The organism is Tildeniella sp. (assembly GCF_059505325.1).
In genome coordinates this window covers 1-25,375 of sequence record NZ_JCACKI010000056.1, presented here as the reverse complement: position 1 = coordinate 25,375, position 25,375 = coordinate 1, and the positions used below count along the sequence as shown (strand labels likewise).

The 25,375-nt window shown below is 51.2% G+C and carries 27 protein-coding genes; 7 read left to right on the top strand and 20 right to left on the bottom strand.

Going from position 1 to position 25,375, the window contains the following annotated elements; genetic code table 11:
• From AC5JO6_RS20410 to AC5JO6_RS20400, 3 genes are all read right to left on the bottom strand, one after another.
• Positions 1-642 (bottom strand): toll/interleukin-1 receptor domain-containing protein (locus tag AC5JO6_RS20410; RefSeq protein WP_496082877.1); only part of this gene is annotated, 642 nt, incomplete at its 3' end.
• A 603-nt stretch (positions 643-1,245) separates the two neighbouring features.
• Complete coding sequence (locus AC5JO6_RS20405; RefSeq protein WP_496082876.1) at positions 1,246-1,485, bottom strand: ferredoxin-thioredoxin reductase variable chain; 240 nt, start codon at positions 1,483-1,485, stop codon at positions 1,246-1,248.
• Between the two features lie 92 nt (positions 1,486-1,577).
• Positions 1,578-3,476, bottom strand: a complete 1,899-nt coding sequence (locus tag AC5JO6_RS20400) for a PP2C family protein-serine/threonine phosphatase (protein WP_496082875.1) — start codon at positions 3,474-3,476, stop codon at positions 1,578-1,580.
• Between the two features lie 410 nt (positions 3,477-3,886).
• Here AC5JO6_RS20400 and AC5JO6_RS20395 point away from each other — a divergent pair, with 410 nt between their 5' ends.
• Both AC5JO6_RS20395 and AC5JO6_RS20390 read left to right on the top strand, forming a co-directional pair.
• Positions 3,887-4,321 (top strand): NfeD family protein, encoded by a 435-nt coding sequence (locus AC5JO6_RS20395; protein WP_496082874.1) that lies wholly within the window; start codon positions 3,887-3,889, stop codon positions 4,319-4,321.
• Positions 4,322-4,375: 54 nt separating this feature from the next.
• A complete protein-coding gene (locus tag AC5JO6_RS20390; protein WP_496082873.1) occupies positions 4,376-5,326 on the top strand; it encodes an SPFH domain-containing protein in 951 nt (316 codons plus the stop codon).
• 100 nt (positions 5,327-5,426) lie between these two features.
• On the opposite strand, the gene AC5JO6_RS20385 is transcribed toward AC5JO6_RS20390, so the two are convergent.
• The 6 genes from AC5JO6_RS20385 to AC5JO6_RS20360 all read right to left on the bottom strand — a co-directional run bounded on the left by AC5JO6_RS20385 (position 5,427) and on the right by AC5JO6_RS20360 (position 8,998).
• The gene (locus AC5JO6_RS20385; protein WP_496082872.1) at positions 5,427-5,798 is read right to left on the bottom strand and encodes a clan AA aspartic protease; all 372 of its coding nucleotides are present in this window, start codon (positions 5,796-5,798) and stop codon (positions 5,427-5,429) included.
• Entirely contained in the window at positions 5,795-6,070 is a 276-nt protein-coding gene (locus tag AC5JO6_RS20380; RefSeq protein ID WP_496082871.1) for a hypothetical protein, read from the bottom strand. Before AC5JO6_RS20380 ends, AC5JO6_RS20385 begins: the two co-directional genes overlap by 4 nt.
• A gap of 108 nt (positions 6,071-6,178) precedes the next feature.
• Positions 6,179-6,748, bottom strand: coding sequence for an AAA family ATPase (locus AC5JO6_RS20375; protein WP_496082870.1), 570 nt, complete (start codon positions 6,746-6,748; stop codon positions 6,179-6,181).
• Positions 6,749-6,862: 114 nt separating this feature from the next.
• Entirely contained in the window at positions 6,863-7,282 is a 420-nt protein-coding gene (locus AC5JO6_RS20370) for a type II toxin-antitoxin system VapC family toxin (RefSeq protein ID WP_496082869.1), read from the bottom strand.
• Positions 7,283-7,492: a hypothetical protein gene (locus AC5JO6_RS20365; protein WP_496082868.1), complete on the bottom strand. Its 210-nt coding sequence runs from the start codon at positions 7,490-7,492 to the stop codon at positions 7,283-7,285.
• Between the two features lie 276 nt (positions 7,493-7,768).
• Positions 7,769-8,998 (bottom strand): methionine gamma-lyase family protein, encoded by a 1,230-nt coding sequence (locus tag AC5JO6_RS20360; protein ID WP_496082867.1) that lies wholly within the window; start codon positions 8,996-8,998, stop codon positions 7,769-7,771.
• 164 nt (positions 8,999-9,162) lie between these two features.
• Here AC5JO6_RS20360 and AC5JO6_RS20355 point away from each other — a divergent pair, with 164 nt between their 5' ends.
• Positions 9,163-9,981 carry an acyl-CoA desaturase gene (locus tag AC5JO6_RS20355; RefSeq protein ID WP_496082866.1) on the top strand — a complete coding sequence of 273 codons (819 nt, stop codon included), beginning with the start codon at positions 9,163-9,165 and terminating at the stop codon, positions 9,979-9,981.
• Between the two features lie 74 nt (positions 9,982-10,055).
• Here the strand turns inward: AC5JO6_RS20355 and AC5JO6_RS20350 are convergent, their stop codons facing one another.
• Together AC5JO6_RS20350 and AC5JO6_RS20345 are read right to left on the bottom strand one after the other, a co-directional pair.
• Complete coding sequence (locus tag AC5JO6_RS20350) at positions 10,056-11,321, bottom strand: glutamate-5-semialdehyde dehydrogenase (protein WP_496082865.1); 1,266 nt, start codon at positions 11,319-11,321, stop codon at positions 10,056-10,058.
• A gap of 4 nt (positions 11,322-11,325) precedes the next feature.
• Complete coding sequence (locus AC5JO6_RS20345; RefSeq protein ID WP_496082864.1) at positions 11,326-11,733, bottom strand: hypothetical protein; 408 nt, start codon at positions 11,731-11,733, stop codon at positions 11,326-11,328.
• A 307-nt stretch (positions 11,734-12,040) separates the two neighbouring features.
• On the opposite strand from AC5JO6_RS20345, the gene AC5JO6_RS20340 reads away from it, so the two are divergent.
• A complete protein-coding gene (locus AC5JO6_RS20340; RefSeq protein ID WP_496082863.1) occupies positions 12,041-13,306 on the top strand; it encodes a metallophosphoesterase family protein in 1,266 nt (421 codons plus the stop codon).
• Between the two features lie 58 nt (positions 13,307-13,364).
• On the opposite strand, the gene AC5JO6_RS20335 is transcribed toward AC5JO6_RS20340, so the two are convergent.
• From AC5JO6_RS20335 to AC5JO6_RS20315, 5 genes are all read right to left on the bottom strand, one after another.
• A complete protein-coding gene (locus AC5JO6_RS20335) occupies positions 13,365-13,817 on the bottom strand; it encodes a DUF1269 domain-containing protein (RefSeq protein WP_496082862.1) in 453 nt (150 codons plus the stop codon).
• Positions 13,818-14,097: 280 nt separating this feature from the next.
• On the bottom strand, positions 14,098-16,767 hold the full coding sequence (gene gyrA, locus AC5JO6_RS20330; RefSeq protein ID WP_496082861.1) for a DNA topoisomerase (ATP-hydrolyzing) subunit A: 2,670 nt from the start codon (positions 16,765-16,767) through the stop codon (positions 14,098-14,100).
• Between the two features lie 352 nt (positions 16,768-17,119).
• Complete coding sequence (locus AC5JO6_RS20325; protein WP_496082860.1) at positions 17,120-17,845, bottom strand: DUF4386 domain-containing protein; 726 nt, start codon at positions 17,843-17,845, stop codon at positions 17,120-17,122.
• 150 nt (positions 17,846-17,995) lie between these two features.
• Positions 17,996-18,454, bottom strand: coding sequence for an anthrone oxygenase family protein (locus AC5JO6_RS20320; protein WP_496082859.1), 459 nt, complete (start codon positions 18,452-18,454; stop codon positions 17,996-17,998).
• Between the two features lie 198 nt (positions 18,455-18,652).
• On the bottom strand, positions 18,653-19,249 hold the full coding sequence (locus tag AC5JO6_RS20315; RefSeq protein ID WP_496082858.1) for a cupin domain-containing protein: 597 nt from the start codon (positions 19,247-19,249) through the stop codon (positions 18,653-18,655).
• 183 nt (positions 19,250-19,432) lie between these two features.
• On the opposite strand from AC5JO6_RS20315, the gene AC5JO6_RS20310 reads away from it, so the two are divergent.
• Together AC5JO6_RS20310 and AC5JO6_RS20305 are read left to right on the top strand one after the other, a co-directional pair.
• Entirely contained in the window at positions 19,433-20,461 is a 1,029-nt protein-coding gene (locus AC5JO6_RS20310; RefSeq protein WP_496082857.1) for an AraC family transcriptional regulator, read from the top strand.
• A gap of 70 nt (positions 20,462-20,531) precedes the next feature.
• On the top strand, positions 20,532-21,224 hold the full coding sequence (locus AC5JO6_RS20305; protein WP_496082856.1) for a hypothetical protein: 693 nt from the start codon (positions 20,532-20,534) through the stop codon (positions 21,222-21,224).
• 301 nt (positions 21,225-21,525) lie between these two features.
• Here the strand turns inward: AC5JO6_RS20305 and AC5JO6_RS20300 are convergent, their stop codons facing one another.
• From AC5JO6_RS20300 to AC5JO6_RS20290, 3 genes are all read right to left on the bottom strand, one after another.
• A complete protein-coding gene (locus AC5JO6_RS20300; RefSeq protein ID WP_496082855.1) occupies positions 21,526-21,798 on the bottom strand; it encodes a ParE family toxin-like protein in 273 nt (90 codons plus the stop codon).
• Complete coding sequence (locus tag AC5JO6_RS20295; protein ID WP_496082854.1) at positions 21,795-22,016, bottom strand: hypothetical protein; 222 nt, start codon at positions 22,014-22,016, stop codon at positions 21,795-21,797. The genes AC5JO6_RS20300 and AC5JO6_RS20295 overlap by 4 nt, the downstream gene beginning before the upstream one ends.
• 171 nt (positions 22,017-22,187) lie before the next feature.
• On the bottom strand, positions 22,188-23,486 hold the full coding sequence (locus AC5JO6_RS20290; RefSeq protein ID WP_496082853.1) for an acetamidase/formamidase family protein: 1,299 nt from the start codon (positions 23,484-23,486) through the stop codon (positions 22,188-22,190).
• A gap of 236 nt (positions 23,487-23,722) precedes the next feature.
• Here AC5JO6_RS20290 and AC5JO6_RS20285 point away from each other — a divergent pair, with 236 nt between their 5' ends.
• Positions 23,723-24,505 (top strand): ABC transporter permease, encoded by a 783-nt coding sequence (locus AC5JO6_RS20285; protein WP_496082852.1) that lies wholly within the window; start codon positions 23,723-23,725, stop codon positions 24,503-24,505.
• A 166-nt stretch (positions 24,506-24,671) separates the two neighbouring features.
• On the opposite strand, the gene AC5JO6_RS20280 is transcribed toward AC5JO6_RS20285, so the two are convergent.
• Entirely contained in the window at positions 24,672-25,292 is a 621-nt protein-coding gene (locus AC5JO6_RS20280) for a molybdenum cofactor guanylyltransferase (RefSeq protein ID WP_496082851.1), read from the bottom strand.
• Between the last annotated feature and the right edge of the window lie 83 nt (positions 25,293-25,375).

Sequence of the window (25,375 nt, the reverse complement as noted above, 5' to 3'; positions counted from 1 at the left end):
GGGGGATTTGAGGGAGGGGATGAGGGTGCGGAGGTGTTGGGTGATGTGGAGGAATGCCTCGTCGCGGCTGTCCCAACGAGTGATGGGGGTTTGGTTGTGAGGGAGGGGTTGGAGGGTGCCGAAGGGGGCGCTTTGCCAGTCTACGGGGCGGAGGAGGATGGGGATGACGCAGGTTTTTGCGGCAGTGTGGCGGGTCATTGCCTGACCGACGATGTTCCAGTGGTCATCGGAGGCAAGGAAGTCGGGGCTGATGAGGAGCAGGATGATGTGGGCGGCGTTGAAACGATCGCTGATCTCGCTGGCACGATCGCTCCCGGCGGTAAGTTGGCGATCGCACCAGTCAGCGATGACACCTTCGCGTTTCAGCAGGCTCAGGTGCTTGCCCAATTCGTCTCTCAAGGCTTCGTCCTGCGGTGCGTAGGAGACAAAAACTTCAATGGCTTCGGGCTGGGGATGCGTCACGGTGGATGACCAGTGAATCTCTCTGTTCATCACTATAATCGCGTGGGTTGGCAAGTGGTAGGAAAGGTGTTGCTGGGGAAGGAGGGTGTGGGGTGTAGGGTGTGGGGTGTGGGAGATGCGAATGATCGATCGCTGAGGGAGAGCGATCGTGTTTTTGGCTGTAGAGACGTGACATGTCACGTCTCTACAAATGGGTTCAATGTCACTACAGATTGATCTAGCTGGGTGGATTCTGACTTGAACAAGATGCTTCGACTTCTGAGGTGCAATGTTCTGATTTTGAATGGGAGCGATCGCCCTCTGAGGTAACCAGGTCTAAGAAAAACTTAGAGCATTCTTGCTTAAAGTCGCAATTTTCTTATCTCAAACAGGAATGTTCTCGTTTCAAATAGGAGTGTTCTCACTTCAAGTAGGAACGTTGCCGTTTGAAACAGGAATGGTCTTATCCTAAACAGGAGTGTTCTTGTTCCGAACAGAACCGTCCCCCTTTGAAACAGCAACGGTTTCACTTTAGAAGGGAGTGTTCTCGTTTCAAACAGGAATGGTCTCACTTTAAGTAAGAACGTTGCTATCTAAAACAAGAATGGTCTTATCCCAAACAGGAGTGCTTTTATTCCGAACAGAATCGTTTCCGTTCGAGACAGGAATGATCTCACTGCAAGCAGAAATGGTCTCACTTCCAGTAGGGACGTTGCAACACTCCTCACCTTCCCTGAGTTCGCATAGACGGGACTTGGTGCTTATAGCTGCGGTTTTCTCCATTAGACACCGTTCAAACAACCGCTAAATCTGCTCTAGCTCGTTTTGGTGAAAATGTGCCCGAAATTTTTTATCAAACTTGATCAGATAAGGCAGATTGGCGCTGATTGGTTTACCGTTCAGCTCTCGAATCACCTGAAGCACCTCCCCTTCCTGCCCCTTCAAGTCGAAGGGGTTGTTGCGATGATCCGGGTGATGATACACGATGACAGATGCTGCCACACGGACGCGACTTCCAGCCGGAAACGTTTCACCAACTTGCATAACTCAGACTTCCTGTATAACAGCCGTCTCCGCTGTCAGTACAATTCAATGCTTTAGACGATGCTTTATCTTTGCATAAGACTGTACCCTTCCTACATTCCTGGCAACACTCGCTCACGAAATTGCTGAAAGCCTGTAGGATTGAGCCGAGACCAGGTAACAAGCCCAACGCCGCCAAGTAACAGAACAGCTATTAAACTTCCTATAACCAGGAGTTTGCGCGATCGACGGTCTCTAGCAGCACCCTCTGGCTGTTGAGCAGCGGGTTTGTCTTGTAGCAGTGCTCTAGAGGCGGGCGACCATGCAGATTCACTTCTCCGGCTGGCTGGCAGCAAGGGTTCTGGCACAACAGACGAGACAGTACAGCGGAGGAGCACGACGGATGCGTTGTCATGCCCGTTTTTCTGATTTGCCAGATCAATCCAGGTTTTAGCTGCCAGTTCCAGTGAGTGTTTGCCCTTGAGAATGGCATCTGTGTACGCTGCCCAGGATTGTTCAACCAGACCCCGATCGCTGAGTCCATCGGAGCAAAGCAGCAGGATGCCATCTTCTTCCAAGATCAGGCGTTGGACAGTGGGTCGCAAGAATTCGGCATCGCGTGTGCCGATCGCTTGAGTGAGTGCGCCAGCATCGGGGCGCTGCAATGCCTCACGATAGAGCGATCGTCCCAGTCGCACTTCCCGCGCTGCCACATCGTCATCGACCGTCAGTAAATGACAGTAACGGGGAGTCATCCAGTAGGCGCGGCTATCACCGACGTTGATGAGATAAAGCTCGTGCCCATTGCCATTAGAGCCGTTTACCGTGGCTCCGTCTGCTGTAGTCAAGCGCTGGGGCACCTGTAGCGCCATCACCAGCGTTGTGCCCATGCGACGACGCTCTTCTCGTCCCTGCGTGTCATTTTGACTGGCGATCAGGTTGTTGACCACGCGCACCGATGCCTCTAGCTGCTGCATCAACAGGTCGGGAGAGACTAGCTCTGTTTGTGCCTCAACCTCTGCCAACAGCGCCTGTGCTTGCAATTTCAGCGAGCGCACAGCCGTCTGACTTGCCACCTCGCCCCCTTCATGCCCACCAATGCCATCACACACGATCGCCAGATGGGATGCTAACGCCTCTGGTCGGGCTTTACTGGGAGGATAGCAAGCATCTTCATTGTGCGATCGTTGAGGTCCCGTGTCGGTTGCGCTCACGATTTGCACTCGCAGCGGTAGTGGCGCGGCTTGTTCTAGCAGCAATTGATTGAGCTGAGTTGCGATCGTGCCCAGTTCACTACCGTCTTCTCGCATCTGGTAGCAAATTGCTTGCAGCCGCTGTGCAATCTCTGGCTTGGCGCTGGTAACCCACTCTAGCCAGCGGTTGGCGAGATCTGCCAGTGTGGGTATCACTACGTCTGCCGCATCTGATCCCGCTAAAACATCAGCATCATCAAAGAGTTGGCAGAGCCGCACGCGCCATCCTTCGATCCGAACATTGTTCGCCGACAGCAGGCTGGAAGCAACACCCTGTTCTAGCAGGGGTGTCCAGAGCTGAAGTAGTTGCCACAGCCAGTAGACCTGACGCAGGGCAGTTGCCTGTGCCCAGGCTTGCGCGATCGGGGGATACAGCTTGCCCTTTTCATCCAGCGGCATATTCTCCAACAGAAAAAAGGCAGCCTGAGCGTCGTCTGTCTGCGGGCAAAAGCCATACACTTCTGGAACGTGCAGCCGCTGCGGATAGAGATGCAAATACGGCAGCACCTCATCTGACCAATCAGTTGGCACATCGGGCGGTAGGCTGGGCTGCGTATCAAGCCAAATTTGGGGTGCGGTCACGTAGTAGCGACCTGCTACCTGCGTCCCCACAGGCGGATGTTCCGTGCGCCCAACTGCCCACAAGTAGCGGTAGACGAGCGGTGTTTCACACGCAACGCAGACAAGAGTCCCCAGGGTATTCAGGGGAGCGGCACAGTCTGGGTTGGGGCAACAAAGCTGCGGCTTAGAATCACTCATGCGTTTATGACAATATCTATAGAGTTTTTAAATGACTCACTGGTTAAGCCCACCTGATGTTACGTTCATGCTGTGACTCTCCAGGCGACGCGCGATCGAGATTAGACTGGTGATAGAAATCAGGGTTCTGAGCACTTCTTGAATCGCGATCGCTGATTGTTACCCCAAGGCTGATTGTTACCCAAGAACGTCTCAGTTGCATTCTTCAAAGTTTTAGGGAACTCTGTCAATAGCGCGTCTTTGTCGATTGAGACCAATTGCCTATCAACTATAGGGGTGAAAGCGGCAAACGCGCTCGATCAGTTTCTTAAGAAATCTATCGCTCTGGTGATCCGAAATGCGCTCCGTGCATTCTGGATCTACCCGTAGCGATCGCATCCCTTTCATTCACGTCTTCAGGAATTCGTTACATGGCGCTGAGTCCTACGCTGATCTGGCTACTGGTTGGAGCGATTCTGTGTCTCGTTGAGTTTATCGTGCCAACGGCGTTTATCGCGTTGGTCATGGGTGTCAGCGCCCTGATTGTCGCTGCTGCCTCTACCATCATCCCGCCAGGTCTGCAAATCGTGCTCTGGATGGTGCTGTCTCTAGCACTGACAGTTTACTCGCGTCGTTTGGTGCAGCAAAAGACGACCCGTAAGCTAGACGCAACCGAAGCCGAAACCCTGACCGAGATTCTGCCCGGAAAAATCGGGCGTGTACGCTACGAAGGCAATTCCTGGGCGGCTCGTTGTGAGGATCATACGCTGACGATCGCCCCTAATCAGACGGTCTATGTCGTCGCGCGGAAAGGCACCACGCTTTCGGTAATGCCAGAGCACCTGCTGCACTCCGAAGACGTTTAACGATCGCAAAATCAACACAACGCATTAGTAAACACAACTAAGGAGACAATCGCCATGTTTGGCTGGTTTATCGCACTGTTAATTGGTGGTGGTGGGGTCGCGCTTTCGTCCGCCAAAGTAATTCAGCAAGGAAATGAGGCATTGGTTGAGCGATTGGGTGTGTACGATCGCAAGCTCGAACCCGGACTCAAATTTGTGATTCCAGGCATGGAGCGCATTGCCTATCAGGGCACCATTCGAGAGCGAGTGCTGGATATTCCGCCACAGCCTTCCATTACCCGTGACAACGTGTCCATCACCGTAGACGCTGTAGTGTACTGGCGCATTATTGATATGGCGAAGGCGTACTACAAAGTCCAGGATCTTCAGTTTGCGATGGTCAATCTCGTGCTGACTCAGATCCGGGCTGAAATGGGCAAGCTAGAACTGGATGAAACGTTTACTGCCCGATCGCAGATCAACGATCTTTTACTACAAGAACTGGATGAAGCCACCGATCCCTGGGGCGTAAAAGTCACACGGGTAGAGCTGCGAGACATCATCCCCTCACAGGCAGTGCAAGAATCGATGGAACTGCAAATGTCCGCCGAGCGGCGCAAACGAGCAGCCATCCTGAACTCTGAAGGCGAACGCGAAGCGGCGGTAAACTCTGCCAAAGGTAAGGCAGAAGCGCAAGTCCTGGATGCCGAAGCGCGTCAGAAGTCACTCATTTTACAAGCAGAAGGCGAACAGAAAGCGATCGTCCTTCGCGCTCAGGCAGAACGGCAAAATCAAGTCCTGAAGGCACAGGCAACCGCTGAGGCAATCCAGATTGTGAATCAGTCCCTCAAAGCCGATCCCCACGCACCTGAAGCAGGCAAAATGCTTTTGGCGCTGAACTATCTAGAAATGGGCAGCACGATCGGCAAGAGCGACAGCAGCAAAGTCATGTTCATGGATCCGCGCAGCATTCCAGCCACCTTACAAGGCATGTTGTCGATCGTGGACAACGGAAAGGAAGGATAGGGAAAGGATAAGGGCTAAAGGATGAAGGCTAAAAAATCATCCCTTAGCCCTTAGCCCGTTTTCATTCAAGCTTAATCGCGCTACAAAAGGGGCGGTTGTACTACAGTAGAGTCGTAATTTTCACCATACCGCCAGCTCTTCCTTCGATCTCTAACTTGTAGTCTTCCAGTAATCCCATGCCAACCAAGGACTCTGTTTCCGATACGTTGACCTCAACCCTTCGGACTTGCCCATCCCAAATTACAGCACTAGCGTACATTTCAAACATTTTGAGGCTACCATCGCCGAGGATTGCACTCTGTATACCTCGGAGGGTTAACTTTAACTCATCAACGATCGCCCTCGGTAGCATTAAATCGCCTGTGTAACCTGTATCAATAATCGTTCTCACGCTTTTGCTTCGCCTGCCATCGTTCAAAACAGCAATCTGGATCATTGCCTCACGATTTGCGTTGACACTGCCTAAAATCATAGGGACATGGTTGAACCAGCCAAACCAATACGATGAACGGCTCGGTGTCCAACTCGCACAAACCAAATTTGAGCCTTTGGATGTTGAGCTAACAGTTGATCCGAAGCAGTGAGACTATCTTTTGCAACTTCAAAGGCTCCAGTTTCAATGTCGATCGCCACGATCTTCCCATGATTGCCTGCTTCGACTTGGGCACGCACCTGCGATTCGTAGATCTCATTGCCGCGTCGAGCAAATTCTTCTTTGCTATAGCGAGGTTGTCGAGCTGTCATTGGATTAATTTCGCTTCAGTTATTCTGTTTCATTTTAACCTGGGCGATCGCGCTACTTCAACCGACAGACGATCGTTGCAATGTCTGTGGGAGTTGGGTTTCTTGCGCTCAACTCAATCTATGGCAAGGGGCGATCGTACTCAACAACCATGCCTCTGTCATTTCAGGAGATTGTAAATGCACAACAGATAAATGTGCATACTCCGGTTGCTGTAGCAATATGGGGTACTCTTGACGATTCCGTCGATAAGTCCGTAACATCCATAGCACGATGGAATCCTGACTTAAAAATGATGTTCGTAGATCTTCACGATTACCGTTCCAAAGTTCTTCCCGTTGCAGCGATCGTCGTAATGTTCGGCGTAGAAGCCGCCCGATAATGAGCCAGAAAGAGTAGTCAAGAAAGACAACTGTGTCAGCTTGAGTCCAAACAATATCTCGCACTGCGCTGTAATTGCCATCTATAACCCAGCGATCGCCACTCAAAGCATCAGTCACTCGATTACGAAATACCTCAAGTGGGGCGGCTGTCCAATGCGGCTCCCAATGTAGTGCATCTAATTCGATATGAGGAATCTGGAAGTGTTGAGCAACTGATCGTGCCAGAGTTGTTTTACCTGACCCCGTTGTCCCAACAATAGAAATCCTCTGACCACAATGTTGGAAACCTTCTTGCATAAACCCCTCAAGCGTGTCCGATCGCCTTAATTGCCGCTTCTAGCTCAATCGCCACACGTGTCCAGTGAGCGCTGCCTTGACAGAAAACGGTATACGGTTCTCGTACTATTATTATCATGTCCAATTTTCGATCGACAAACCAGTAATCTGACTAAAGTCAGCACTGTTCCGGGTCAACAAAATGGCTTGATTCACCAACGCAACCGATGCAATTTTCAAATCCATTGTGCCAAGTCTGGGATACTCTTTCCTGAGACGTTGGCATTTTTGAGCAGCTTGTTCATCGAATTCAAGCACTGGAATCGTGCAGTAGTTTGTCAATTGCCGTTTTAACTGCTTATACGCTTCAACCTGCTGTTCAATAGTCTGGGCTTTGGTAATGTAACTCAACCATCCCCGCGTTTGCTCTTCATAGCTAATAATGCTGGCTGCTACGTGAGTGGAACTGGCGCTTCCCAATCTTTGCATTAATCGTTGAGCTTTCACCCCTCCACGATCTAAAACACTGAGATGATCCGTGTCGAGAATGTACATCTACTCATCTGGCTCTACAGAATTTGTGCGGAGAGAGTCACGATATTCGCGTCCCAATTGCATCGCCTCATCATAGGCTGAGTTATCAGCAAAGGTTCCAGCGATTTTTTCCCACCAGGGTTTCAAGGGTACACCACTCTCCACCTTGCTTTTAAGCTGCTTAACTTCAGCTTCTAAAGAAGCTACCCGTTCTTCTAGCTGTTTTGGCATTGGCAATAGACCTCATTTGAACTCAAATTCTCATTTAATCGTAGGTCACGGCTTCAGATTTTGCACCTTGATAACTGCCAGGAAAGCAGCTTTGAAGAACTCCTAAGTTCTACAACTGAAGCAGTACAACACCTTGCTCTCCTAAAAACTTCGGTATAACGCCTAGTTTGAGGGCACTTGTACCTAAAGGCTTCGGGGTGATTCACCCTCTGCGCTCATTATCTTGAAAATTTTTGTATAAATTCAGCACGATCGCCCCTCATACAAAATTCTCACTCAAGCATGACCGATCGCCTCAACTGCCGCTTCTAGCGCGATCGCCACATGCGTCCAATGAGTACCGCCCTGGCAGAAGACCGTATAAGGTTCTCGTAAGGGACCATCGGCGGAGAATTCTGAGGTGCTGCCGTCGATAAAGGTGCCGCCCGCCATCACCAGTTGGCTTTCGTAACCAGGCATGGTAGCAGGGACGGGGTCGAGGTAGGAGCCGATCGGAGAATGTTGTTGAATAGCACGGCAGAAGGCGATCAGTTTTTCAGGTGTGCCAAGCTGAATTGCCTGAATGACATCACGTCGAGGCGCATTAGGCAAGGGATTTACCGGATAGCCCAGTTGCTCAAAGACATGAGCCGTGTAGTGATTGCCCTTCATGGCTTCGCCAACCATCTGTGGCGCGAGAAACAAGCCCTGAAAGAGCAGCCGATTTTGGTCAAAGGTTGCGCCGCCTGCACTGCCAATGCCGGGAGCGGTGAGACGACAGGTTGCCATTTCCACCAGATCGGCACGTCCTGCTACATAGCCACCTGCGGTAACGATCGTCCCACCAGGATTTTTAATTAACGAACCTGCCATTAGATCGGCTCCGACAGCAGTTGGCTCTCGGTCTGCTACAAATTCGCCATAGCAGTTATCGACGAAGCAAACCGTGTTGGGGTTTTGCCGCTTGACGATCTGGACGATCTTTTCGATGTCGGCGATCGCCAAGCTGTCACGCCAGGAATAGCCACAGGAACGCTGAATCAGCACCATACGTGTTTCTGGCTTGATCGCAGAATCCAGTGCCTGCCAATCGATCGTGCCCAATTCGGTCAAGGCTAACTCCCGATAGCGAATGCCAAACTCTGCGAGGGAACCCTGATGTTGTCCGCGTACACCAATCACTTCTTCTAATGTGTCGTAAGGAGCGCCTACCACCGCTAACAGTTCATCGCCTGGTCGCAAAATGCCGTAGAGAGCGCAGGCGATCGCGTGGGTTCCCGACACAAACTGCACACGTACAGCAGCGGCTTCTGCGCCGACAATGTCTGCAAAAACCTGATCCAGCACCTGCCGCCCCAAATCGTCGTGACCATAGCCTGTCACACTACTAAAGTGATGTACACCGACTCGATGGTTGCGATACGCCGTAAGCACTCGTCGCAAATTTTCCTTGACCTGTGCGTCAATTCCAGAAAAAATCAGGGATAGGGTTTGCTCTACTTCACTTGAAAGATGAAAGCTGCTCATGGATGTCTCATTATTTTCTAGAATACGCTAGGTGCTTATTCACAGAGGCACTGTTTCGCAGAGGTGCTGTCGTTGCATGCAGTCTCAGCTTGCATCCACTCCTCTAAAATGAGCGAAGTTTATTGTCGCGCAAATTGGTACCCTATCCACATTGAGATGAATGAATGACTGTTGCAACTTCTAAAAAATTAAACTTTGACTTGCCCGTGATTCTGTTCATGGCGATCGTCCATGGAGGCGCACTCTTTGCCCTCTTGCCTGCAAACTTTAGCTGGGCGGCGATCGGCATCGCAGTCTTTTTACATTGGGTGACGGGTGGCTTGGGCATCACGCTCGGCTTTCACCGTCTTTTAACTCATCGCAGTTTTCAAGCTCCTCAGTGGCTAGAGTATTTCTTTGCCTTCTGTGGCACGATGTCTTGCCAGGGTGGCGTAATTGACTGGGTAGGAATGCACCGCCTCCATCACCTGTATTCTGACCAGCCCTCCGATCCGCATGACTCTAATCGCGGGTTTTGGTGGAGTCACATGGGCTGGATGCTGCGCGAAATTCCCTCACGCGATCAGGTCGATCGCTTCACCAAAGACCTTCACGATGACCCGTTTTATCAGTTCTTAAACAAACAATTTATTCCCTTGCAGCTCTTGTTAGCATTGGGGCTTTACCTGCTGGGCGGCTGGTCATTTGTGGTTTGGGGCGTTTTTGTGCGTCTCATTGCTGTCTTCCATTGCACCTGGTTGGTCAACAGCGCTACGCATCAGTTTGGCTATCGCACCTACGAGTCAGGTGATCATTCCACCAATTGCTGGTGGGTTGCCCTCATGACCTATGGTGAAGGCTGGCACAACAACCACCACGCCTTTCAACATTCTGCCCGTCACGGCTTGCAATGGTGGGAGTTTGACCTGACCTGGATGACCATTCAGCTACTGCAAACTCTGGGGCTGGCAAAAAAGGTAAAGCTAGCAGAGAAAGAGGGATGAACGTATAAAGTATGAAGGCTAAAGGCTGAGTAGAACGACTTTTTAGCCTTCATACTTTAGCTTTTATACTTCTCTCAAAACTGTCCTGTGCCTTGCACGATATGCTTGACGGTGGTCAGGGTTTCGAGGCTAATCAAGCCGCGCCGCTGACCTTTCTGGTTTGACATGCCGAGAAAAATCGAATCGCCTCGTTTAGGGTTGCGGGAGAACCGGGGCGAGGCGTTGATGTAGGTTGAGGCACTATTCACACCGAGCGCAAACTGACGGCTCTCTTGGTAGGATTCCGTCACTAAACAATCGGCATGACCGCTGCTGTAGAGGTTGATCCAGGAGATAGCGGCTTCTAAGCTGTCGACAACTTTAAAGGCTACAACCTTTGCCAGATATGCCTGCCGCCATTCTACTTCTTCGGTTCGCTTCAGATCTGGAAATTCTGCAACCAGTTCGGCATCACCTCTAATCTCAAAGCCTTTTTCTCTCAAACTGTTCCACAGCATCGATAGAGATGAGAGATTTTGTTGGCGATGGATCAAGACTTTTTCGATCGCGTTCACTGGGTCAGGTTCGCTCTGATGGCTATCCAAAATGATCCAGCGTACAGCGTCTAAGCTGCCAGAGGGTGACCAGTACAGGTAGCAATTGCCCATTGCCGACTTTAAAACGGGCGCGGTTGACTGGCGCACGATTTGCTGTACTAGATTGGGTCGTCCATAGGGAATGACCAGGTTGATGTATTGGTCTTGAATAATGAGGTCACGCACTGAGGCACCCTGGTCAGACGGCAATGCCTGAAAGCAGCCATCTGGTAAGCCAGCGCGTTCGATCGCCCCATGCAGCGCCTGAGCAATCACTAGATTAGAGTTGCTGGCTTCGCTGCCGCCCTTGAGAATCAAGCTGTTACCCGTCTTAACACAGAGTCCAGTCGCGATCGCGGCTAATTCTGGAAAGGCTTCATAGATCAGCACAATCACACCCAAGGGCATGAGCTGTGAGTAGGTCTGGCAGTGATCAACCTGATAGGTTGCGTTCATTACGCGACCAATGGGATCAGGCAATTCGCTCAAGCGCTGCAAAATCTGAATGGCGGCTTGCAGTCGCTCTGGCGTGAGTTTCAACCACTCCAAAATCAGGTCAGGAATTGCCATTTCGCGGCTGGCTTCCAAATCCAGCGTATTGGCATCCAGGATATCGTCCTGTTGTTGCTTCAATGCTTGAGCCATTGCTTGCACAGCATGCCCTCGCACCGACCCTTTGGTCGTTGCCATCTCTACAGAGGCTTGATGAGCGCGGTGGACAGCAGCGACTGGATCAAGGGACGGGCTAAAAGAATCGGTTGTCATTGCGCTAACGTCTATAAGCTAGCAAGACCATAAGTGCCGGAAGCAGTGCTAGCAGGAGCAGCACAACTGCCCAAAAAACCATTCCAGCATTGGCTGAGGCATTAAGCGCCAGAAGAAAGCCGATGATTAACAGTACCAGAATCACTCCCAGCACGATCGACAGATAGCTTTCGCCAAACCCAGAGGTTGCCCCGTTCCACTGATGCCCATTCCAGCGCCAGGTTCGTTTGTAGCGGTGGCTGGTAGAAAGCTCCTCCAGGACATAGCCACCTTCTTCAACGACAAAAATCTGCTGACAGCGGTTACACCCAAACGCTTCGGTCAACGCAATCTGAGTGAGCTGCCCCCGACGGCGACAGGGGCAGGGGTAGTTTTGAGTTAGGTCAATCTTTTGGGCTTTTTGATGTTGCACAGGCGGCAAGGAAGGACTGCTGGCAAAGATGAGGCAAAAATCCAGGCTAGGACAGCGCCGATGCTTCAGGTTATGCTGATAACCAGAGAACCAAGCAATCTGCGTTTAGTCTACGTCTCTCTATGTTATCGAATGATATGAGGGGGCATCTGGAGCTTAATGCAAATATTACCATTCTCGCCCTCTCTTGCACCTGGACTTTAGAGGCGCGTATGCTCGAAGGCAGCGTCTATTATTTGGCGTTCTTCAAACCTCATCACGATCGCCCATACTCGTCGTCACGCAGCCACTCCAAACAACTAAATTTATGCCACGCTTTCTCCATGTATCAGATATTCATCTAGGGTTCGATCGCTACGACAGTAAAGAGCGCACGTTAGATTTTTACCGAGCGTTTCGGGACGCGCTGGAGAAATATGCGATCGTTCCCCAGGTCGATTTTGTGGTGTTGGCTGGCGATCTGTTTGAGCATCGCCATATTCAGCCGAATATTCTCAACCAGGCGCAGCTTTGCTTGCAGGCGTTGCAGGAGGCGGGTATTCCCGTGCTGGCGATCGAGGGCAATCATGACAACACGCCCTACGGCACTAAAACGAGCTGGCTCCGCTACTTATCTGATTGGGGTCTACTGCACCTGCTAGAACCAAGCACTCCCAATGCAGGCAACGCGCTCTACGAACCGTGGGATGAGGGCGCGAAGCGAGGTGGCTACATTGACCTGGCTTGTGGTGTGCGAGTGCTGGGATCTTGCTGGTACGGGGCATCAGCACCCAACGCGATCGCCACTCTCGCTGACGCGATCAAAACCCTTCCTCCTCCTCCTGCTCACACTGTAATGCTGTTTCATCATGGGCTAGAAGGGCAAATCGCCCGTTACCAGGGGGCGCTACGCTATAACGATCTACTGCCGCTGAAAGAGGCGGGCGTGGATTATCTGGCGTTAGGTCATATCCACAAAAACTATACGGTGGAGGATTGGATTTTCAACCCTGGCTCTGTCGAAGCGAATAACGTTGAAGAAAGTCAGTTCGATCGCGGCGTGTATTTAGTAGAACTCAATGCCTCTGGCATCCGGGCAGAGCTAAAGCGTGACTACACTCAGCGGACGATCGTGCGCTTAAAGGTCACAGCACGGGGGCAAGAAAGCCAGGAAGAGCTGGAGGCTGCCGCGATCGCAACGGTACAGCAGGCGATGCAGTCGGGAAAAATTCAAGCAGCGGCAGCACCCATTGTAGAACTGCGTCTTGAAGGGCAAGTAGGGTTCGATCGTCTGGAGCTGGACACACGCAAACTTCAGCAGCAACTGCAACAGTTGACTGGCGCACTCATTTTTCTACTGCGCTACAACGTTGACACCGTGGAATATGCCACGCATCTGACCGAGGAAGCCAGTCGCTTTCAGGTGGAGCGTGAGGTCTTTATGGATTTACTGGTGGCGCACAATACCTATAAAAAACAAGCACCGGAGCTAGCGCAAGGCTTAATTGACCTGAAAGATCAGCAAATACAAGGGCGATCGGAGACTGAACTCTACCAATTTGTGCAGCATCTTTTGGTCGAATCGGTTGACTGAATCCATCAACGAATCGGTATTACTAAAAAGCAGGATGAATTGAGACGAACCAATTACCTCAAGCGGGGTTTCTCAAGGCATCCTGCAGTGTTTGTTGCGTTGATTCAGGGAGAGGTGTCCGTATTACGTCTCCTCCTACATCAGCTAACGCTGCCAAAACCACTTCTGCTCCAGTCGATCGCACCAAGACAAACAGGGCTGACGAATTAGGCTTGAGGGATGCTTCAACACTGGTCAAGAAGTCGGGATCGAATACGCCTTGGGCAATCTTCAGTTCACTGTGAAAGACAACACTGCTAATAATACCGCCCCAAAGCTCATTTCCCAACTCAGGAACAGGTTCAGTTAAATCGTGGTATGCCTTGGCTCTAATTTTGCCCTCAGCATTTTTGGTCACAACAACGGCATCGTCTAGAGCCAGCAAACTTTCTTGCTCAAGCTTCAGCAGGCTCAAGAGGGCATCTTCAGCCTTAAACTTGCCATCGAAACCTACTACAACTAATTCACTCATGGCTTAATTCTTGCGATTTATCTGGCTTCAACGCAAATTACCACCTTTCTAACCCGCCTTTGGTAAAGTCTGCATTAAGGATTTTACATCGACCCGCAAGCCGAAACTGTGCTGCTTCTCGAACTGATGGACGCAACCGACATGGAAGTCAACACTTTTAAGGCAATAATTTGCTGCGATCGCCTCAACTCGGAGCGCTGAATAGTACAGTCACACAAATTCTGACGGCAACTGACTCAAGCATTGCTAACTAACAGCACGAATAACTTCCCATACCACACTACACGTCGTCTGTGATGTGATCAGTTGTCAGTCCATCAGTTGTCGGTTCATGAGGGCTATCCTCAAAACCATCCTCTTCCCCCGTAGAGAGAGGCACCAGTGCAACCGCCGCGATCGCATCGTCCTCATCTAACCGCTGGACACGCACCCCTGTTGCCGATCGTGATTGGGATGAGATCGCGTCTACCGACTGGCGAATGATGATGCCCCGGTTCGTCACCATCATCAGTTCTGCCCCTTCATTCACGATGCGGAGAGCCGCCAGACAATCGCCCTTCTTGCGGAACTTCATGGCAACCAAGCCCATACCAGCACGATTTTGCAGGCGGAACTGGGAAACAGGAACGCGCTTACCATAGCCGCCCATCGTCACCACCAGAATCCAGGGACCAAGCTGACCGCTGACCGCTGAGGGCTGATCGCCTTCCCCCTCGCCACTCTCAACTAGTTCGCCGTTCAGTTCCTCCGTTTCGGGTTCCGCATCCGATTCTAAAACCTGAGCCAGATCTGCCACGATTTGGCTGGGCAAAATGTCCATCCCAATTAAGCGATCGCCTTCGCGCAAAGACATCGATCGCACACCCCGCGTTGCCCGACCTAGGGGACGTAATTGCTCATGACTGGCGCGGAAGTGAATCGATCGACCCAGACTAGAGCCAATAATAATACTGTCATCCACCCGCGCACGACGCACCCAGCGCAGTTCGTCACCGTCTTCCAGGGAGATGGCAATCAATCCATTCGCACGGATATTACTGAACGCGGTCAGTGCAGTTTTTTTGATGTAGCCGTTGCGGGTCAGCATCACCAGATAGTCGTCGGCGCTGAACTCGGTAACGGAAATAAACGCGGTGATTTTCTCTTCGCGAGGAATCGGCAACATTTGGACGATCGGCGTACCCCGTGACGTGCGCGAACCGATGGGAATCTGGTATGCCTTCAGCGCATAGACAACGCCACGATCGCTGAAGAACAGCACACTGTCATGATCGCAGCAGGTGAGAAAATGCTCAACTCCATCATCTTCCTTCATGCGGGCACCCGCTTTGCCCCGCGTTGCACGACTCTGAGATTCAAAGGTATTGACAGGCATCCGTTTGAGGTAGCCCTGCTCGGTCAGCAGAATGACCGCTTTCTCGTTAGCAATCAGGTCAATGTCGCCCAGTTCGTCTTCCGATTGTTCAATGACGGTACGACGGGGTGTGGCGTGCTTGGTGCGGATTTCGGTGACTTCGGTAACGATGATTTCAAGAATGCGTTCGCGCCGTGCCAGAATATCGCGCAAATCGGCGATCTGGATTTGCAGATCTTCGTGTTCTTTTTGAATCTTTTCAGCTTCCAGTGCGGTCAAACGGCGGAGCTGCATTTGCAGAATCGCGTCTGCCTGCGGCTCTGACAGCCCATAGGTATCGATAAGTTCCTGTTTTGCGGTCGGCGCATCGGCAGCGTGGCGAATCAAGTTGATGATGCCATCCAGGTTGCCGAGGGCAATCAGCAAGCCTTGCAGGAGATGATCGCGCTCTTCGGCTTTCCGCAGGTAGTAGCGGGTACGACGCGTAATGGCATCAATGCGGAAGTCGAGAAACACTTCCAGGAAGTGCTTCAGCGTCAAGAGCTGTGGTTCTCGGTTGACCAGCGCCAGCATGTTCGCGCCAAAGTTTGCCTGTAGCGGGGTCTGCTTGAATAGGTTGTTGAGGACGACGCGAGGGTAGGCATCACGCTTGAGTTCGATGACGATCCGCATTCCGTCTCGATCGCTCTCATCCCGAATGTCCGAGATCCCCTCCAACCGCTGCTCGTTGACCATTTCAGCGATTTTCTCGATGAGCGCCGCCTTATTCGTCTGGTACGGCAACTCTGTGATGATAATGGCTTCACGATCGGGTCGTCCGCGGTGCTCGATCGTTTCAATCTGCGCCACGCCTCGCATGATAATGGAGCCGCGCCCAGTCGTATATGCCTCCCGAATGCCGGTTCTGCCGAGAATTTGCGCGCCTGTTGGAAAATCGGGTCCTGGAATGTACTGCATCAACTCCAGATCCGTCAGATCGGGATTTTCAATCAGCGCTATGAGACCATCCAGCAGTTCGCCCAGATTATGCGGTGGAATGTTGGTCGCCATCCCGACTGCGATACCCGACGAGCCATTTAGCAGCAGTTGCGGAATACGCGCAGGCATCACCAACGGTTCTTGCTGCGACCCGTCATAGTTTGCGCCAAAGTCAACGGTTTCTGCCTCAATGTCTTGCAGCAGCGCATCGGTGGTGAGCGACTGCAAGCGACATTCGGTATATCGCATGGCGGCGGGTGGATCGTTGTCTACCGAGCCAAAGTTCCCGTGACCGTTGATGAGGGGCGATCGCATCGAAAAATCTTGCGCCATCCGCACTAACGCGTCATACACCGCTGTATCACCGTGAGGATGGTATTTACCGATGACATCCCCCACCACGCGGGCGCATTTACGGAAGGGGCGATCGGGCGACAAACCCAGTTCGTGCATGGCATAGAGAATGCGACGATGCACGGGCTTCAGACCATCGCGTGCGTCAGGCAGCGCCCGCCCCACAATGACGCTCATTGCGTATTCCAGGTAAGAACGGGACATCTCGTTCCGCAAGTCTGTCGGCACAACCCGATCGTGCGGGGTATCCTGGGAGAAGGTCATAGGGTGAAAAGCTCCAAAACGCAAGCCTGTAGCCGCTGTGGGAATGCTGCATACTCCCCAATCACGCGGCTGTCACATCGTTGCCGACGAGAACACTTATACTTCCTCATTCTATCACTGTTCACCCATTTCAGCCGCTTAAGCGTTTTCAGTGGTTTGAGCCAAAAAGCTTGCTGGTTAAGCGTTTCAAACTACACAGTCGTCCTTAAATCGTCTTGATCTAAGACTCGACTTGAGACTAAAGCGTTAGTGCAGCAGGAAAAAGTTTTGTCAAAACCTATAATCGCCCTCTTCATTGAACAAAAGGGCGATCGGTAAGCGCTAATTGACCAGGCTTGTGATTGTCAGTCCGTTAGGCTTTGGACATCAAACGCTGTTGGGGCACGCGCAGCAGCGACACTCCCACGAGCAGTAGCCAGATTTCCCATAAGATGAACCCCGTAACCGTGGTTTTCAGTACAGGCATTGTAGGCATTACCGTTGCTAGTGGCTCACTTTGCCCCACCAGCAAGAGCGGCACTGTCATCAAACCAAACCAGATTACCCATGTTGGGAACAGCGGTGAGCGGCGCATTGCCATACCAACTCCCAGCGTCCAGCAGGCGAGTAGGGTTTGTCCCAGATGTTCGCCCAGCGCCACTCCACCATACTGATGAACGGACTGATAGACAACGCTGACAGCCTCGCGTGTGGCTTCACTGGCGGTTACATCGGTGTACAGATTTGCCAGGATTGGTATGACAAAGACCCAACGCATCAGCCCCACTGCTTGCAACGCTCCCGAAAGCACACCCATTGCTGTAGCAACTGCTAGATAGGGGGTGTCTTCACGGGCAATGATTGGGTGTAACAACACGCTGACTGGAATGAAGAGCAAGGCGGCTAGCCCAAAGCTAAACCAGGTAAGAATCAGCCCAACACCGCCCGCATGAAACTGAGTGAGCACATAGCCGACAGGCTTGCGAAGAATCGCGTCATACTCAAAGTTTTGAATCAGCAGTGTGTAGGGAATGTTCAGCAAGACGACTAACGAAATGAACGAAAGACCCGTGATTCTGACTAACTGTAAACGGCTCATGAGAAATTCCCACCCATAGGATTAGTGTAGTAAGCAAGAATGCAGCGTCGATCGCCCGATGTAAATGATTCATTTGGTGTTACACCAGAGAGTGTTATGTCAATACTTAAACAGCGATCGACCTGCCAAAAAACGCTTGAGCTTAACGACTTACGAAAGCTGGCAAGCAGCCGTCAAGCTGATGAACGCCACGACAAGGAAAACGACTCGAACTGCGTGAAGCTGATCCCATTGTTTTCTAAGTTCTTTCCAGTTGTCGGGCAATTCTTCTAAGTTCAGTTGAGCAATCTGGTTGTTGATTGGCACTAACCTGATAAGGGTGAATAGAATGACTAGAACCCATATAAGTGAGGCGATCGCAGCAAGCAGAAATGCCGTTCTATTTGGTTGGATGATGAAAGCAGTGCCGAGCGTAAGCGCAAGCGTCAAGGCATACCAAAATGGCATAATGCTACCGTAAGTACGAGCAAGCGCTTGCGCTGAAGCCGCATGACATTCATCCTTTAACTGACACAGTTGTGGATGCACAAAGGCACTAACAGCAAGCTCGTTTCCAACCATTAGCCCAGCAACAAGTAGAACAATTGTTTGAAGTGTAATCGATTGCATGATGGTGTTTTTCCTTTCAGAGGATGTCTAAGAAGTCCACTGGACGACGTTTCAGCTACGAAGGAATCAGCGTTTTAGACATTGTGCCACAACGAAAGAATAAGGGTTTCAGCTCTTTCGGTTACCTTTTAAGACATCCTCTCACTTTCAAAACTAAAAGTTGAAGTTGGTCAATTAAATGCCAAGCATTTAATGACGTTAACGCCAATATTTGAGGAGCGATCGCTCTGTTTTCAATAACCGAGCCAGCCGCACCAGGGTTCCCACAACCAGCCGTTGCACGGTGGATGGCAACCTAACCAGCACAATGTCACCATGCTTCAGCAATAGCGCCAGATGCAGCAGATTGGTGGGCATCCCATGGTGGTTCACCTTGCCATCAGTAGCGAGACCAAACATGCCTCGAATAAACTGCTCAAAGCCTTCAGAAGGACGGTTCTCGCTGGTAAACGTGACCCATGCATTGGAGGCATTACGAAAGCTGTGATGCATCCCCGGAGGCACATGCAGGCTATCTCCTGCCTGTAAGGTGCGGTAGTTGCCCTTGCGACCCACTTCCATTTCGAGGCAACCTGCCAGTACGGTAAAGGTTTCGCTCATGCGCGTGTGGTAGTGCAAAGGACTACCGCTAGCTCCGGGCGGCAGGTCAAACCGAAACTTGGCGTAGGTGCCACCGCTGGTCTCAGAAGAGTGCAGAATGGTCATGCGATCGCCCGTTACAGGGTTCAGAATGACTTCAGGCGATGCAGGGGCGATCGCGGGGTTGGACAACGTTTGAGCAGAGATAGGTTTCATGGTAAAAATCTCCTTGAAGGTATAGGTGCAATGCCCTGCAACAGTGGCTTTTAGCAGTCGTGCTGTTGCTTGCGGCATCGCTGTTTGTCTACCTCTCAACGATATGATTTCGGCATTGTGCTGCATTGACGGGTGCCGCCAAGAAATTGACCGATCGTGCCGTTCTCGACAACTGATTCATTCATGAAAGAAGCCACGTTTTCTATCTATATTGCTCGCGGTATTGTGCAATTTGCCGCCGCAAAGTATGGCGTTGAGGTCGATCGCCTCTGTGCTGCTGCGGGGCTGGAGCCAGACACCCTCAAACTGCCCGATCAGCAAATCACGGGCACCGTGCAAAGTGCCCTCTGGCGAGAAGCGGTCAGGCTCACAGGCGACGAGAATCTGGGCTTACATCTGGGCGAAGTTTTCAATCTGGCAACCTTCGGCATGGTGGGCTATGTGCTGGTCAATTGCCAAACCTTTGAGGAGGTGCTGCACAAGCTGTCGCGCTACACCCGGTTGTTTAGTCAGGGCGCACAGATTCACATCTCGGTTTCAGAGGGCTTTGTGTTTTGTGACTGCATCATCGTGGAGCATCTCAAAAACTACCTGATGGACACTCCCCAACACGCGATCGAAAGTACGTTTGCCTCCTTGATGACCGCCACGATCGCGCTCACGGGCAAACCCCTTCGTCCTCACGCCGTCTGGTTTCAACATGCGCCCCCAGCCGATACCACAGAACATCAGCGCCTCTTTCAGACGGGGCTTCATTTCTCCATGCCCACCAATCGCATTATTTTCGCGGCTGATCGCCTGCAATGGTCGGTACTCTCCGCGAATGCAACCCTACTCTCAGTCTTTGAGCAACACGCAGAAGGAATGCTCGCAGCACTGAATCGCGGGGATGATTATACGAAACAGACGGTGCAGGCGATCGCTCAACACTTGAAAGGGGAACTGCCGACGATTGATGCGATCGCCCACAGTTTAACCATCAGTGTCCGTCAGCTACAGCGAGAGCTACAGACTGAAGGCACAACGTATCAACAGCTATTAGATGAAACGCGTCAAGCACTTGCCCAACGCTATTTGAGCAATCCAGCTACTCCCATTCATGATGTGGCGTTTTTGCTGGGCTTCTCGGAACCCAGTGCGTTTCATCGGGCGTTTAAACGGTGGACAGGACAAACGCCACGAGCCTATCGCTTAGCAGCTGGGAAGGGATGAGGGCGATCGCTCAAACCACCGTCTTTGTTAGCATAGAGCTACTTCCTCTAAAGTTGATAGCAGTAAGCCTGTGACACCCGAAGAGCTAAAACACCAGATAGAACGCCTGAAGCAAAATGATCCTGACGAGCGAGAAGATATTCTGTACACATTAGCCAAGGCTGGTAGCGGTGAGGCAATTGAGGCAATGTTGGCAACGTTAGACGAGCTAGAACAAGAACTCTCCCTTTATGAAGCTGCTGCAATTGTCTTTCAAATCTTGCCGTTACCAGCAATTGGTTTACCACCTTTAATTGCTTATTTGGATAAATCGCCGCTCTCAACTGCTGGGCGAGAGTGTGCTTATATATTGGGCGACATTGCTTCTTACTATCCCAAATGGCATCAAGGGGAGAACCCTGATTCTCGTATTCTCCCCGCTTTGCTTCGTGCTGCTGAAACTGCTTTACAAAACCAGAGTTTTCGTGCTTTTGGCATGTGTCTTTATGCCCTTCGAGAGTGCGTCCGGTATGGTTCTATACCTGAAGCAGAGAGACTGCTAAGATCCGCGCTTCTGTTAATGGATCAAGGGGACACATTGGATGAGATGGGTGAATTGGCTCTTTATCATTTGCTAGAGATCCTTTACGTGAATGCCAAAGATAAAGAGGGATTTTTCATAGAATTGAAAGCTATGCTTGCAAAACTACAGTCCGAACACGATTTTGCTGCTTGTCTCGAAGAGTTTCTAGATAAGAAAAGACAAGGGGATGTGTGGTGGTAAGTTTATCGAGAATTAGGACTTACGCAAACCTCGGAGGTTTTAACCCAGGACGGATATCGTGACTCACATAACGGCTTAAACCTCCGAGGTTTAAGCTTTTGTAGAATGTGTTAGGCGCTAGCCGTAACGCATCACACCCACAGACGATGCGTTACGCTGCGCTAACACATCCTACTGGCTGCTAACGACATTCAACAGGCACGACAAGAATACAGCCAAAGTGAGGTTTTAATAGCCGATCGGGTCTTTAGTTGAGCCAATGGAATTGTTTCAGGTTCTTTTTTCTAAGCAGGCACAGACTTCACAGATGCTTCAGTAGAGCGTCATAGTTACTGTGAGAGCCAATCCAGAACCACACGATTGTTTCTGTATCTTTCATAACTCCTACTGCCCGCCAGCCAATTCCAGCCCTAACTGAGTAAACAGGCTGTTTCGTCTTGAGCTTCTTGAACTCTAAGCTTGGGTGATCAGAATTTTGTTGCCAAAGTTTGTAATTTTTCCGTGCGGTCTTTTGAACTCTTTCAGGCAATTTTGCAAAACACTGAATAAACTCATCAGTCAATTCTGACTTCATAGTTCATCAAAACCCATGATTTTGGTCTTCCCTTGTAATGAGTTATTTAGCGCTTGAGCGGCTAGATCATCAAGTAAAGAGTTTTGTGGTTCAGTGAATTGCTGTTGCCATTGCAGCTCGTACTCAATATCTTCAATCAACTGTTCGGCAAGCTCATTTTGCAGATGCTCAGGTAAGTTCTGCGCTTTTGTAAACGCTTCTGTTAATAAATTAGTCATATATTGCCCGTACGATCGCCTACATTTCTAAACTGTACCAGCCGCGGAGCGTTGCTGCTAACTAGCTGCTACCAGTCATGATGGTTTAGAGACCACGAAAATGACGCTCTCAACAATCAGGCGACTGGCGATAGGTTCAACCACGCTATAACGCTCCAGGCTGATATGACGCTAACTCGGCACAAAGAGATTTTTCGGCACAGCGGCGTGGCATCCCTGGCGAATATCCACCACCTGCGTCACGCCAAAGTCAACGCCGACTGAAATCATGGAGTATGCCTCATCGGCACTCATCTTGCGTTTGGTGGTGAGGAAGTCCAGCATCTGATCGGCGGCTTGACGCATTGCCTTGTTCAAGTCCTGGTTGAAGCCGTGGGTGATCCAGTGCGAATCGGTTTCCAGAATCGGGTTGGTGATGGGGAAATCTTTCAGCACGAAGATCTGGATGTAGGAATTCATCGAGGCTTCGATCGCCGTGCCCGCCAATTCTGCATCGCCCTGCGCCATGTGACTATCGCCCACAAAGAAATTTGCCCCTTTGTTGAACACGGGATAGTACATCGTCGCGCCTGCCCCAATGCGCCAGTTGTCGATATTGCCGCCAAAGGGTCCCGGCGGAATGCTGTTGATGCGTCCGCTTTCCTGGGGTGCCACGCCCATTACGCCAAAGTGGGGACGCAGGGGAATCGACACCTTCATCTTGATTTTCTCCCGTGATGCGGGGTCGGGAGCGGTCACAAACCCCGGTTTATCGTACTTGGGTCGCCCTTTAAAGTCGTAAGCAAAGGCGGGATAGGCGAGTGCCGCTTCCATGTCGATTTTGTAGATGGTGATGCGCTCTTTTTTGAAGGCATCGTAGAGGTAGCCCCAGTGTGCGGCAATGTTACTGCCATACTTAAGCCGGGGTTCCGTTTTGAGAATGCGTACCATGAGCGTGTCGCCCGGTTCGGCTCCGCGCACCGCGATCGGTCCCGTCATGATGTGAACACCGGGACCGCGATCGGTCACCTTATCGTAGACCGCCTTCACACCTGCATCCATCAACAAATCGGGAGCATCGCCTGCATGATGCGTCAGCGCTTCAATGTAAACAATATCGCCCGGATCAACGGTCATCACGGGAGGCTGCGTTTTGTCGAAATAGCCCCAAAAACAGGTTTCGGGCGTGGCTTTCAGGACGTGAATCTTTTTCGCATCCCGGATCATGTCTGCTGCCATGAGGGTTTCAGACTTCGCCTCAGCTTTATCACCTCGTAAAAAGCTGACCGCAAAGTTTGACCCCAGCGCCGCTGCTGCTCCAGCAGATGCTAGAAAGGCTCGTCGTGACTGCTGTGAAAGATAGGTTGGATGCTTCTTGAGGAACTCTGTTTCCGTTACATCGGGGGATGGACTACTACGTTCGCTTTCACTGGCGGCATCATGGTCGTGGTGATGCTCGTTATGATCGTGGTGATGGTGCTGCTCAGTCATGAATTGTCTTTACCCTGTGCCAGTTTACTGTGACAGGCAAAATCCTAATGATTGCACAGAGGTTCATTTGTATAGGTCATTACATCGATACGTTACTTAATCGCTTGAGATATCCTGTTACACATGCCTATCAATGCGTCTACAGTTTGCAAAACCTGCGATCGGTTTCCGTAGTGCAATGTCTGTTAGCCTGAGCAGAAGACTGTTAGCCTGGTCAGAAGGCATTAAGCAAAACCATGGAACGCTACTGGAAAGTGTTGCGGTTGTTTTGGGCAACGGCGATCGCGGCAGAACTGGAATATCGGCTGAACTTTCTGCTGGCAGCACTCAGCAGTTTAGGTGGGTTAGCAGGCAGTCTGTTTGGGCTATTTCTGTTCTACCGCACAGGCTACTCGTTTCAAAACTGGAGTTGGGAGCAGGCGCTCATCGTTTTGGGCATTTTTACCATCCTGCAAGGGTTCTCCAGCACCTTCCTGGCACCCAATTTGAATCGCATCGTGCGGCACATTCAGCAGGGCACGCTGGATTTTGTGCTGCTGAAGCCCATTAGCTCACAGTTCTGGCTTTCAACACATACCCTTTCGCCGTGGGGCGTACCGGATCTGGTATTTGGGCTGGTTGTCGTCGGCTATGCAGGGGCACAGTTGAGGCTACAGGCAAGTGATTATTTGCTGAGTTTGGTGCCGATCGCCTTTGGCTTTTTGACGCTCTACAGTCTCTGGTTCATCTTGGGTGCAATGAGCATCTGGTTCGTCAAAATTTATAACGTGACGGAAGTCTTACGGGGACTCCTGGAAGCAGGACGCTATCCGATGGTGGCATACCCAACGGCGTACCGTTTCTTCTTTACTTTCGTGGTTCCCGTCGCCTTTTTAACCACCGTTCCCGCAGAAGTGATTCTTGGTCGTGGTGAATGGGGTTGGACAGTGGCAGCAGGATTGTTGGCGATCGCGCTCCTCTTCGCATCGGCTGCCTTTTGGCGGTTTGCGCTGCGCTTTTATACGAGTGCGTCGAGCTAGTTGCTGGTTGTTGGTTGTTAGTTGTTAGTAAAGAGGCAGAAGGCAGGAGGCAGGAGGCTAAAACTCAAAACTCTCTAGCGAACAGCGCTATTCAAAACTCAAAACTCCCTTCGGCTTGAGCTCAGGTCGAAAGCAAAACTCAAAACTTTCCCCTACCCCTTACTCCTCACTCCTCACTCCTCACTAAACCTGTCAGGTCTTGAGGTGTGTTGCAGTTGAAGAGCATGTGATGGTCGTCGATTGGGAGTTCTTTCACTGATTCTTGCGCCAGCCAACGTTGAAAGGAACGATCGCCCCGCTCGATCGCTGCCTGCAACCTGGACAAACAACTGGTTCGATAGAAGCCACAGAGTGGTTCCCAGCCTTTTTGAGTGCGGGGAAGAAGGGCGATCGCATCGCCTACGTGCTCCAGTTTGTTGACCCAATGTTGCAACGTTTCACCTGAGAGACAAGGCATATCACACGCCAGCAGCAACACCCAACAGGTTTGTACAGTCTCTCGTTGCAAATGCTCTAATGCTTGAGCAAAGCCGATTAGTGGTCCATGCGACTTGGTTTCACCGAGGAGTGCATACTCTTGAATGAGATGACAGTGCAGCGGCAACAGCGATCGATACTGTTCTGGACGAAAAGTGATGACATAGACGATCGGTGTACATCGCAACGCCACATCGCAAACTCGCCGGAGTAGCGGCACCCCCTCGATCGCAATCAAGGCTTTGTCCCGTCCCATGCGCCTGCTCTGCCCACCAGCAAGAACGATCGCGGCTAATGATGGCGTTGGCATACTTTAGTAACGTTGAGAACCTGGATTCGCTGACCGCTGACCGCTGACCGCTGACCGCTGACCGCTGACCGCTGACCGCTGAC

Excerpts from the sequence above, each read along its gene's own strand:
- AC5JO6_RS20400 (WP_496082875.1), bottom strand. The coding sequence starts at position 3,476 with ATGAGTGATTCTAAGCCGCAGCTTTGTTGCCCCAACCCAGACTGTGCC.
- AC5JO6_RS20375 (WP_496082870.1), bottom strand. The coding sequence starts at position 6,748 with ATGCAAGAAGGTTTCCAACATTGTGGTCAGAGGATTTCTATTGTTGGG.
- AC5JO6_RS20295 (WP_496082854.1), bottom strand. The coding sequence starts at position 22,016 with ATGACTAATTTATTAACAGAAGCGTTTACAAAAGCGCAGAACTTACCT.
- AC5JO6_RS20320 (WP_496082859.1), bottom strand. The coding sequence starts at position 18,454 with ATGCAATCGATTACACTTCAAACAATTGTTCTACTTGTTGCTGGGCTA.
- AC5JO6_RS20335 (WP_496082862.1), bottom strand. The coding sequence starts at position 13,817 with ATGAGTGAATTAGTTGTAGTAGGTTTCGATGGCAAGTTTAAGGCTGAA.
- AC5JO6_RS20325 (WP_496082860.1), bottom strand. The coding sequence starts at position 17,845 with ATGAGCCGTTTACAGTTAGTCAGAATCACGGGTCTTTCGTTCATTTCG.
- AC5JO6_RS20300 (WP_496082855.1), bottom strand. The coding sequence starts at position 21,798 with ATGAAGTCAGAATTGACTGATGAGTTTATTCAGTGTTTTGCAAAATTG.
- AC5JO6_RS20315 (WP_496082858.1), bottom strand. The coding sequence starts at position 19,249 with ATGAAACCTATCTCTGCTCAAACGTTGTCCAACCCCGCGATCGCCCCT.
- AC5JO6_RS20285 (WP_496082852.1), top strand. The coding sequence starts at position 23,723 with ATGGAACGCTACTGGAAAGTGTTGCGGTTGTTTTGGGCAACGGCGATC.
- AC5JO6_RS20380 (WP_496082871.1), bottom strand. The coding sequence starts at position 6,070 with ATGACAGCTCGACAACCTCGCTATAGCAAAGAAGAATTTGCTCGACGC.
- AC5JO6_RS20405 (WP_496082876.1), bottom strand. The coding sequence starts at position 1,485 with ATGCAAGTTGGTGAAACGTTTCCGGCTGGAAGTCGCGTCCGTGTGGCA.
- gyrA (WP_496082861.1), bottom strand. The coding sequence starts at position 16,767 with ATGACCTTCTCCCAGGATACCCCGCACGATCGGGTTGTGCCGACAGAC.
- AC5JO6_RS20350 (WP_496082865.1), bottom strand. The coding sequence starts at position 11,321 with ATGACAACCGATTCTTTTAGCCCGTCCCTTGATCCAGTCGCTGCTGTC.
- AC5JO6_RS20385 (WP_496082872.1), bottom strand. The coding sequence starts at position 5,798 with ATGATTTTAGGCAGTGTCAACGCAAATCGTGAGGCAATGATCCAGATT.
- AC5JO6_RS20355 (WP_496082866.1), top strand. The coding sequence starts at position 9,163 with ATGACTGTTGCAACTTCTAAAAAATTAAACTTTGACTTGCCCGTGATT.
- AC5JO6_RS20370 (WP_496082869.1), bottom strand. The coding sequence starts at position 7,282 with ATGTACATTCTCGACACGGATCATCTCAGTGTTTTAGATCGTGGAGGG.
- AC5JO6_RS20290 (WP_496082853.1), bottom strand. The coding sequence starts at position 23,486 with ATGACTGAGCAGCACCATCACCACGATCATAACGAGCATCACCACGAC.
- AC5JO6_RS20395 (WP_496082874.1), top strand. The coding sequence starts at position 3,887 with ATGGCGCTGAGTCCTACGCTGATCTGGCTACTGGTTGGAGCGATTCTG.
- AC5JO6_RS20360 (WP_496082867.1), bottom strand. The coding sequence starts at position 8,998 with ATGAGCAGCTTTCATCTTTCAAGTGAAGTAGAGCAAACCCTATCCCTG.
- AC5JO6_RS20280 (WP_496082851.1), bottom strand. The coding sequence starts at position 25,292 with ATGCCAACGCCATCATTAGCCGCGATCGTTCTTGCTGGTGGGCAGAGC.
- AC5JO6_RS20340 (WP_496082863.1), top strand. The coding sequence starts at position 12,041 with ATGCCACGCTTTCTCCATGTATCAGATATTCATCTAGGGTTCGATCGC.
- AC5JO6_RS20365 (WP_496082868.1), bottom strand. The coding sequence starts at position 7,492 with ATGCCAAAACAGCTAGAAGAACGGGTAGCTTCTTTAGAAGCTGAAGTT.
- AC5JO6_RS20310 (WP_496082857.1), top strand. The coding sequence starts at position 19,433 with ATGAAAGAAGCCACGTTTTCTATCTATATTGCTCGCGGTATTGTGCAA.
- AC5JO6_RS20390 (WP_496082873.1), top strand. The coding sequence starts at position 4,376 with ATGTTTGGCTGGTTTATCGCACTGTTAATTGGTGGTGGTGGGGTCGCG.